Source organism: Alkalihalobacillus pseudalcaliphilus, assembly GCF_028610675.1.
Taxonomy (GTDB): domain Bacteria; phylum Bacillota; class Bacilli; order Bacillales; family Bacillaceae_D; genus Alkalihalobacillus; species Alkalihalobacillus pseudalcaliphilus.
This window is the reverse complement of sequence record NZ_JAQQWS010000028.1, coordinates 1-1,884: the sequence shown is the minus strand read 5'-3', so window position 1 is coordinate 1,884 and position 1,884 is coordinate 1. Positions and strand designations below refer to the sequence as shown.

General features: G+C 45.0%; 1 protein-coding gene. It reads right to left on the bottom strand.

The window, feature by feature from the left end:
• Window positions 1–76 precede the first annotated feature (76 nt).
• On the bottom strand, window positions 77–1,333 hold the full coding sequence (gene ltrA / locus PQ479_RS21775; RefSeq protein ID WP_047990612.1) for a group II intron reverse transcriptase/maturase: 1,257 nt from the start codon (window positions 1,331–1,333) through the stop codon (window positions 77–79).
• Between the last annotated feature and the right edge of the window lie 551 nt (window positions 1,334–1,884).

Genomic DNA, 1,884 nt, shown 5'->3' with positions numbered 1-1,884 from the left:
AATCGGGATAGAAGGAGGCGACTAACCTCCACCCCCCACACCACCGTACGTACGGTTCCGTATACGGCGGTTCCATTTAAGTCTGACGCAGATTATCATATCTTTCAGTGATACTCTTTAGCCCTTGATGATGCCAATAGGCATTATCAAGGGTTTTGTGTAGGATTGGACTTTTCGAGACTCTCCAGTATCCTTTTCGAGAGTTACCCCATTCGTGCGCCTTTTGTTTTGAAACTTTCAGTTTCTTTAAATTGGCTACTCTGGTTCTTGGTTGTTTCCATTCCTTCCACCGTATCATTCGGAGTCTTCTTCTTAGCCATTCTTCAATGCCTTTAAAGACCGACCTTGTTTCAGCGAGTTGATAATAATTGACCCATCCTACTAAGAATTGGTTCAGCTTTTTGATTCTCATCTCCATCGGAATCGAATATTTCCTACTCGTTAGTTCCCTTACCTTTGTTTTAAACCTCTTTTGTGCTTCCTTTGAGATTCGAATCTTAGGCTTCTTATGTGGCGTGAAACTAAACCCTAGAAATTTTCGTTTCCACGGTCGGTCAACGGCACTTTTCTCTCGATTCACTTTTAATTTTAATTTCTTTTCAATGAATAAGGTCATGTCATTCATGACTCGTTCTCCCGCACGCTTCGACTTCACATAGATGTTACAGTCATCCGCATATCGGACAAATCGATGTCCTCTTTTCTCGAGTTCTTTATCGAGTTCATCCAAGACAATATTTGAAAGTAATGGACTAAGTGGCCCGCCTTGAGGTGTACCCTCGAGGCTTTGACTCACTAATCCTCCTTCCATTACTCCTGCTTGAAGGTATTTTCGGATGAGTTTAAGTAATGATTGATCCTCAATCCGCTCCGATAGTTTGCTCATAAGACGGTCATGGTTGACTTTGTCAAAGAAGTTCTCCAAATCCATATCGACTACCCATCTATACCCTTCCTCTATATATTCTTGAGCGAATAAGACGGCATCATGTGCTCGTCTTTTCGGTCTGAATCCGAAACTATACCGAGAAAAGGTGACATGATATATCGATGTTAATTCCTGGGCAATCGCTTGTTGAATTAGTCGGTCTAAGACGGTCGGGATTCCTAGCTTCCTTTTTCCACCGTTCGCTTTCGGGATTTCGACGCGTCGGACTGGTTGGGGTTGATAGGTTCCCTCAAGGAGTTCTTTCCGAATGGAAGTCCAATGGAGAGCGATATGCGCTCGTAGGTTTTGTACAGGCATTTCGTCGACTCCATGGCTCCCCTTGTTCTTTTCCACTCGTTTCAGAGCGTACATTAAATTATCCCTTCTTAAGACCGATTTCAACATTCGATTTGACCTCCTACGTGAGAAACGTTCCTTCTTGTGCCACCTTGATTTTCCGCCCTCTTCAAAGTCCCCCGAGGATTCACCTCTTCCTCCTTCTAAGTAGGTTTTCATTTTCTGCTTCATCAAATAAGGTGAACGCCAAGGTGTTCCTCTTCTTAAATGGTTCGGTCCTTCCCTTGTCTCTTAAGCGACAAGGTACTATGACCTCAGCTGACGCCTGTTGTTCAGCGTACCCGTTTCGAGTACGGTTACCTTATGGGTAAGGCGTACCAACAGGTTCTCCCCGGGTAAGCGTACAGACTTTCCTTCCATGTCCCCGCCTCATTTACTAAGTAATCCCTTTGGCAGTAAGGACTTTGTCTTGAATGGCAGACTCATCCAACATCACCTAGCCTTGTATGAGATTCGTGTTCCTCGGGGCAGAAGTTTGCCGCCGGCTTCCTTCAGGTAATCAAGTCACCTTGATTACCCTTGCCTTGAGCTACTGTTACTACTGCCTTCACAGTTCGGGACTTTCACCCTAGAGCCTGCACCCATGCCGGGCACACCAT